8 protein-coding genes are annotated in these 7,341 nt (G+C 39.0%); 5 read left to right on the top strand and 3 right to left on the bottom strand.

Translation table 11 applies throughout. The annotated features are described in order from the left end of the window. Window positions 1-90: 90 nt before the first annotated feature. Window positions 91-483, top strand: a complete 393-nt coding sequence (locus tag R8925_RS15460) for a hypothetical protein (protein WP_430536685.1) — start codon at window positions 91-93, stop codon at window positions 481-483. A gap of 47 nt (window positions 484-530) precedes the next feature. On the opposite strand, the gene R8925_RS15455 is transcribed toward R8925_RS15460, so the two are convergent. From R8925_RS15455 to R8925_RS15445, 3 genes are all read right to left on the bottom strand, one after another. Further along, window positions 531-1,211: an ABC transporter ATP-binding protein gene (locus tag R8925_RS15455; RefSeq protein WP_430536684.1), complete on the bottom strand. Its 681-nt coding sequence runs from the start codon at window positions 1,209-1,211 to the stop codon at window positions 531-533. Continuing rightward, window positions 1,211-2,311: an ABC transporter permease gene (locus R8925_RS15450; RefSeq protein ID WP_430536683.1), complete on the bottom strand. Its 1,101-nt coding sequence runs from the start codon at window positions 2,309-2,311 to the stop codon at window positions 1,211-1,213. Before R8925_RS15450 ends, R8925_RS15455 begins: the two co-directional genes overlap by 1 nt. A 69-nt stretch (window positions 2,312-2,380) precedes the next feature. Further along, window positions 2,381-3,547: a MalY/PatB family protein gene (locus R8925_RS15445; RefSeq protein ID WP_430536682.1), complete on the bottom strand. Its 1,167-nt coding sequence runs from the start codon at window positions 3,545-3,547 to the stop codon at window positions 2,381-2,383. A gap of 148 nt (window positions 3,548-3,695) precedes the next feature. Between R8925_RS15445 and yugI the strand changes: the two genes are divergently transcribed. The 4 genes from yugI to R8925_RS15425 all read left to right on the top strand — a co-directional run bounded on the left by yugI (window position 3,696) and on the right by R8925_RS15425 (window position 6,901). Beyond that, entirely contained in the window at window positions 3,696-4,058 is a 363-nt protein-coding gene (yugI, locus tag R8925_RS15440; protein ID WP_430536681.1) for a S1 domain-containing post-transcriptional regulator GSP13, read from the top strand. Between the two features lie 156 nt (window positions 4,059-4,214). After that, a complete protein-coding gene (locus tag R8925_RS15435) occupies window positions 4,215-4,628 on the top strand; it encodes an NUDIX hydrolase (protein WP_430536680.1) in 414 nt (137 codons plus the stop codon). A 79-nt stretch (window positions 4,629-4,707) separates the two neighbouring features. Beyond that, window positions 4,708-6,057, top strand: coding sequence for a glucose-6-phosphate isomerase (locus R8925_RS15430; protein ID WP_430536679.1), 1,350 nt, complete (start codon window positions 4,708-4,710; stop codon window positions 6,055-6,057). 85 nt (window positions 6,058-6,142) lie between these two features. Then, window positions 6,143-6,901: a DeoR/GlpR family DNA-binding transcription regulator gene (locus R8925_RS15425; RefSeq protein ID WP_430536678.1), complete on the top strand. Its 759-nt coding sequence runs from the start codon at window positions 6,143-6,145 to the stop codon at window positions 6,899-6,901. Window positions 6,902-7,341 lie beyond the last annotated feature (440 nt).

The following is a 7,341-nucleotide window of genomic DNA, read 5'->3' as shown; positions in this document are numbered from 1 at the left end:
TTGTATCAAAAAAGAAAAACTGTATAAACAATGAACTAAGATTCATTATTTACACAGTTTATTTTACACTCCCTCACGATTCCAATTAGTATGAATAATGTTTCCATTACGAATAATATTATAGCAAATGTCCCACTCAGCGCGATTTATCTAGGTCGGCTAGACAATAATGACACTTCTAAAGTCAGCGAGCTAAGGTCCATTAATATAAGTCAAAATATCTTGACAAACTGCGCGTATGCGACGCATGTATCCAGCCAAGTAAGCTTTATTGATATACGCGGTAATATTCTAGGGGCTTCTGTTGAGGGGAACTTAATGAACGATCAGTTCGAAACCGAAAAAACAAAATACAGTATTCGTTTGACACCCAAAATAGGGAAAGACATACGGATTCGCAATAATCTACTAACAACAAAGCAAGCTGATACCCAAATAAAAATGCTCATTGCAGCGGGTTATCAAGACTCTGTTAAAGAATAATTACAAAAAACGCGATGCACCTCAGTTTTGAAGGTGCATCGCGTTATTCATGAGTCCTTTGTTAAAATACCATCTAGCATTCGATACACGTGATGACATAAATCTAGCATTCGCTCATCATGTGTTACCATAATAACCGCGCGTTGTTTACCCTCTACTTCATCACGAAGCAACTCCACAACTTCTCGGCCTCGAGTAGAATCAAGGCTTGCAGTTGGTTCATCCGCTAAAATCACTGCCGGTTCATTAATTAGTGATCGTGCAATAGCAACCCGTTGCTTTTCCCCACCAGATAAGTCTTTCGGATAAAATTGCAAGCGGTCACCAAGGCCCAGCTGGATGAGAAGATGCTCACTTTTTGTTGCTACATCTTGCTTATCTTGTCCTGCCAATTTGCCAATAAACTCAAGTTGCTGTTGCGCTTTCAAATAAGGAACAAGATGTGCTGCTTGGAAAATAAATCCGACTTCCGCTAACCGCAATTCTGTTTGCGCTTTTTTTGAAAGGTTGCTGATAATCTTACCATTAATCGTGATTTCACCTGATGTTGGTGTGAGCAACGCGCCGGCCAAAGATAAGAAAGTACTTTTCCCAGAGCCAGAAGGTCCGACAATCGCGATTAATTCTCCAGCATTAGCCTCGAAATTAGTTTCACGCAATGCATGGATTGTTTTGGGACCAGAAGGATACGTTTTTGTTACATTTTCGAATTTCAAAAGAGCTGTCATTATTGATCGCCTCCCCTAATTGCATCCAGCGCATCTACTTTAGCAATTTTGATAAGTGATAAAAGGGAACCGATAACTGCTACAGCAAAAAACAACCCGCTGTATAGCGTCATCGTCAAGCCGGTTAGGCGGAATGGCATGGCATCAGGCATAATCATCGAAAGCCCAGCGGTTGCAGCGATACTAATGCTGATACTCACAACGGAAATCAATAATACTTGCGAAATAACACTGGCCACTAAATAACTCGTCTTTGTTCCCAGCGCTTTCAAAATACCAAATTGACCTGTTTTTTGCAATGTCATTATATAGAAGAAAGCCGTCAAAATAAAGCCTCCAATGACAATTAAGAAGAAAATCATCATGTTTAGCGTCATTTGTTCTGCTGAATAACCAGGAATTTGACTAAGGAAATCTTTATGCGTAATAGTTGTTAATCCCTTATTATCGATTGAAATGCCTTTATCCGGATTATCTGTAAGAACAGCAACAGTGCTAGTTTGTGGGATTTTTTGATGGTAAAGACTCGGATTTATTGCTTGCCAAACCGCCATATTCATGTAGACAACCGGTGCGTGACTATATTTCTGATCCTTTGCAAAACCAATAACGGTCATCTGCTTATTCAAAATATCATCTTCCAACACATCGCCAATCTTCAAATCACCTTCTAGCGACGAGTCCAAAATAACACCGTCTGGTTTCGTCACGCTCATCTGTGATCCTGACGTTACTTTTGGCTCCAAAAAACTACCTGGCGTAATTGCGAAAACGGCCATACTGAATTTCTTCCCATCGTCCGCGCGTTTTAATGTCTGCATGGACTGACCAAGAACCGCGGCATCTTTCACGTTCTCGCCGTCTTTAATCCCGGCCAAATCTGATTCAGGAAATAGCGAACGTTCCACTTTGCCCTGCGCGTCTTTAGCCAAGACGTAATATGGCACATCATTATTTGCGACAGAAGAGGCATTATCATACGCCAATCCATTCGCGAGCCCTGATAGAAACAAGGATAATAATACAATCAAAATCATAATCCCTGTCACTAAAAAATAGCGTAACTTCGAATAAAGTAATTCACGAAGTCCTAAAAACATATATATTTTCAACTCCTCATCTTTTCAATTTTCTAAATCAAGTATAACAAACAAATCGTGAAAAGCCGATCAATGAGTTTTCTGCAAGCCTTCGATTAAACAAGCAACGCCTTTTCCCAGTGTCTCTCTTGGGCAAGCGATATTCAGACGCACAAATCCCGACCCCGCGATACCAAAATCAGAACCCATCTGCACACCGACACCAGCATCAATTAAATTTTGGTAGATTGTTTTATCAGCCAAACCGAGCGCGCGGCAATCTAACCACATTAAATATGTAGCTTCAAGCTTTGTCACACCAACAGTCGGACAATGCTTTTTAATTTCAGCTTCCGTATATTGATAGTTCGCAAAAATATAAGCACGCAACTCATCGACCCATTCCGCACCAAACTTGTAAGCAGCTTCCATCCCAACAGCGCCAAAAGAATTCAACTCTGGACGTGACGTATACTTTGCCTCATATTCAAATTTTGCTTGAAAATCAGGATTTGTCGTAATAAAAAACGAAGCCTTCATTCCTGCTAGATTAAACGTCTTTGTTGGTGCCATCAACGTTACAATTTGTGATTGATAGTCAGGAGCAGCAACAGCAAGTGGCAAATGCTTCACATTAGGCATTGTCAAATCTGAATGAATCTCATCCGAAATAATAGGCACCCCGTATTGCTCACAAATTTTCGCCATGCGAGTAAGCTCAGCACGTGACCAGCTACGACAACCGGGATTATGCGGATTACAAAGGATAAATAACTTCACGCGCTGCACCTTTTCCTCAAAATCAGCCCAATCAATTGTATAGGTGTTATCTTTATATACGAGCGAGGACATCACTACCTCGCGCTCCGTCTGTCCAGTCACTAGGAAAAATGGATGGTAAACTGGTGAGTGCATCAAAATCCCATCGCCTTTTTCTGTTAACGAACGAATCGCCATCGATATAGAAGGAACAACCGCCGCATTTAGAAAAATATTGGCTTCATCTACCTTATAATCGTGTCGTGTAGCCAACCAATTAACAATGCTAGATTTCAACCCCGGAACCGTCATCGAATAACCAAAAATTCCGTGATCCAGCAGTTTTTGAAATGCTTGATGAACAGCATAGGGTGGTTTGAAATCCATATCTGCCACCCACATTGGAATAATATCTTCTGTACCAAATAAATGCTTTACATCGTCCCACTTCTCACTATTAGTACCAACACGCGGGATTACTTCATCAAAAAGACTCATTGTTAAAACCTCCTCAAAATACACTTTCCAGTCCCATTGTATCATAAACTCACATGAAAGAAGGAACAAGGTAAATCTAATAATTGTGTATTTTGGAGGGGAGTGATATAATTTGTAATTATTGAAAGTCAGAAAGTAGGTATATATTATGAGTGAGTTTAAAGTCGGCGATATTATTACAGGTAAGGTGGCAGGAATTCAAGGTTACGGCGCATTCGTTGCATTGGATGACAAAACACAAGGATTAGTACACATTTCAGAAATCCATCACGGCTTTGTGAAAGATGTACATGAGTTTTTAGAAGTTGGACAAGAAGTAAAAGTCAAAATTCTAGAAATCAATAATGAAACAAATAAAATTAGCCTATCTATCCGCGCAACAGAAGAAGCGCCGGCAAAAGCAAAACAAGAATCAAAACGTCCACAAAAACAAATGTCATCAGGTCCAGATGAAGGCTTCAATACATTACGCGATAAGTTACAAGAGTGGGTAGACAAAGCAGATAAATAAAACCGAGAAACTTAGGAGACTTCAACTAGGAGTTTCCTAATCATAAGGTTTTCTATTTTTAATTAACAAACATTTTAGACAACATAGTTAATGAGTGTTTTGTGCGTTTGAATTTTTAGATAATTTTAAATATAAGGTCTTAAGGGAGGTCTGTTCATGAAGAGGGTATTGTTAGTTAAGGGGTTTATTTACAATGAAAAAAAGGACGACATTCTACTTGTGAAGAATCGCGACTTGAAATGGGCGTTTCCAGGCGGTAGAGTAGAAACTGACCAAACACTAGAGCAAGCACTAATTTCAAAGGTTAAACAACAAACGGGGATTGACTGCACCATAGATAGCTTACTATACGTAAAAGAACGCAGAACGGCTTGGGAACATGTCTGCTTATTTGTCTATAAGGCCACCGCAACAGGAGATTTTCTTACCATTGAAAAAGATGATAGCGTTTTTCATGCAAGGTGGACCTCAATTCCGCAAGCAGACGATCTACTTCAAGAACAGGACGTAGCAATCAACAAACTTGTTTTAGAACATGGTGTACCGTATATTTTGCCACAAGAAAGTTAAGACACACAATTCTTGCTAAATAGGCTTAGTTGATATAAAGTAAATACTATAAATAGGCACTAAATTTGGAGGGAAAACGATGACTCATATTCAATTTGATTATTCAAACGCATTGAAATTTTTCGAGCAACATGAAATCGACTATTTACAACCAGCTGTCACAGCAGCACACGACGCCTTACATAATGGCACTGGCGCAGGTAACGAATATTTAGGATGGATCAATTTACCTCGTGATTATGACAAAGAAGAATTCGCCCGCATCCAAAAAGCAGCAACAAAAATCAAAGAGGATTCTGAAGTCCTTATCGTTATCGGTATTGGTGGCTCTTATCTTGGTGCCCGCGCGGCAATCGAGACATTAAACCATGCATTCTACAACGTACTTGATAAAGATAAACGCCAAGCGCCGCAAGTATTTTTCGCCGGTAACAGTATTAGTTCAAGTTATCTTCATGACTTAATCGATGTGATTGATGGTAAAGATTTCTCTGTCAACGTTATTTCTAAATCAGGAACAACAACGGAACCAGCAATTGCCTTCCGTATTTTCAAAGAACTTTTAGAAAAAAAATACGGCAAAGAAGAGGCTAAGTCACGCATTTATGCAACAACAGATAAAGCTAAAGGCGCGCTAAAAGAACTATCAAATTCTGAGGGCTACGAAACATTTGTCGTTCCTGATGATGTCGGTGGTCGATTCTCTGTATTAACAGCTGTTGGATTATTACCGATTGCTGCAAGTGGAGTGGATATTGAAGCAATGATGCAAGGTGCTGATGCGGCACGTGCTGATTTTAGTAGCCCAGAATTAGATAAAAATATTGCATATCAATACGCTGCAGCTCGAAACGTTCTTTACCGCAAAGGCAAAGTAACAGAGCTACTTATCAATTACGAACCAGGCTTGCAGTATTTCAATGAATGGTGGAAGCAACTGTTTGGCGAAAGCGAAGGAAAAGATCAAAAAGGAATCTATCCATCCAGTGCTAACTTCTCTACAGATTTACACTCCCTTGGTCAATACATCCAAGAAGGACGCCGCAACATTTTTGAAACAGTTGTTAAAGTAACTAAAGCTCGTCATGAAATCACAATTAATAAAGAAGACAATGATTTGGATGGACTGAATTACTTGGCAGGAGAGACGGTTGACTATGTAAACGATAAAGCCTTCCAAGGAACATTACTTGCTCATACAGATGGCGACGTTCCTAATTTTGTCGTAGAAGTTCCTGCGCTGGATGCCTATTCATTTGGCTACCTCGTGTACTTCTTTGAGATTGCAGTTGGCGTAAGTGGCTATCTAAACGGTGTAAATCCATTTGATCAACCAGGTGTTGAGGCATATAAGGCTAACATGTTTGCACTATTAGGTAAGCCGGGCTATGAAGAAATGAAAGCAGAGCTAGAAAAACGTTTGAAATAACAACACAAATCTGCGTGAAACCTTCAGCAATTAGGAAGTGCCACGCAGATTTCTTGTTTAGTTTACACTATGAAAGGAGAAGAAGATGCTTTCCATCGAGCGTAAGCAAGCCATTTTAAACTATGTAAAAAACAAAAAAATAGCAAGTGTCAACGAACTGGCTCGCTATTTCAAAGTCCATGAGGTCACAATTCGCCGTGATCTAACAACATTAGAAGACGAAAAAAAGCTAAAGAGAACTCACGGTGGCGTTATGATAGAAGAAAAAATCATCTCCGAACCAGAATTTCAAAAGCGAGAAGAAGTTCAATTTGAAGAGAAACAACGTATTGCATCTTATGCAGCATCACTTATTGAGGATGGTGATACAATCATTCTTGATTCTGGAACAACAACCGGTCATATTGCCAGAGCAATCCAAAATCACACGAAGCTTACTGTTATAACAAATGATATCAATGTAGCAACAATTTTGCGCAATTCTTCCATCAAAGTCATTGTTACAGGAGGCGTTTTGTATCCAGAAACCTACATGCTAAACGGAATGATTACGGAAGAAACCCTTCGTAATCTGCATGTACACAAGGCCTTTGTGACGACACCAGCCATCGATTTAGAGAAGGGCCTCATGCACTATGACGAGTATTTAGTGCCGGCAAAGGTTCAAATGCTTCATTCCGCAACAGAAGTATTCTTAGTAACTGATCACACGAAATTTGGAAGAATATCACTATATAAATATGCTGATCTTACTGACATCACAAGTATCATAACAGGAAAAGAATTAGATCCTACATTAAGAGAACGCTTTTCAGAAAAAGGTTTACGCATCTATACGACCTAGCTGATATACAATAAAATAAATAATTATAAATAAATTTAAGCAATACTATTGCGTTTATAGAATATACATGGTATTCTATTAATCGTGCCACTTATACGACAGCAAAAAAACGGCTAATAACAAAGGATTTCCAAGATATTTCTTTGGAATTACTTAAAAAAACATGGTTTAAACTTTTATTCAAAAAAAAGATAAAAACTGTTGACAAAGATTAGCCCTAATGATACTATAAGTAGGTCGCTGCTAGATTAAAGCGTATGAGAGATTGACCTTTGAAAACTGAACAGAAACAAAGATAAAACCAATAGAGACAGTGATGTTTCTAGGTAAGAATCGCAGGACGGAAATAGAAAGCTATTTCCAAAAAAAGTACTAGTAAAGAAATTTGCTAGCGAAGTCAATTTGACGCAAGGATCTTATTCACGGTGTTGAATAAGTAT

Source organism: Listeria rocourtiae subsp. hofi (genome assembly GCF_963575615.1).
GTDB classification, from domain to species: Bacteria; Bacillota; Bacilli; order Lactobacillales; family Listeriaceae; genus Listeria_A; species Listeria_A hofi.
The sequence above is the reverse complement of the archived record's forward strand: the minus strand, read 5'-3'. Positions and strand labels throughout refer to the sequence as shown.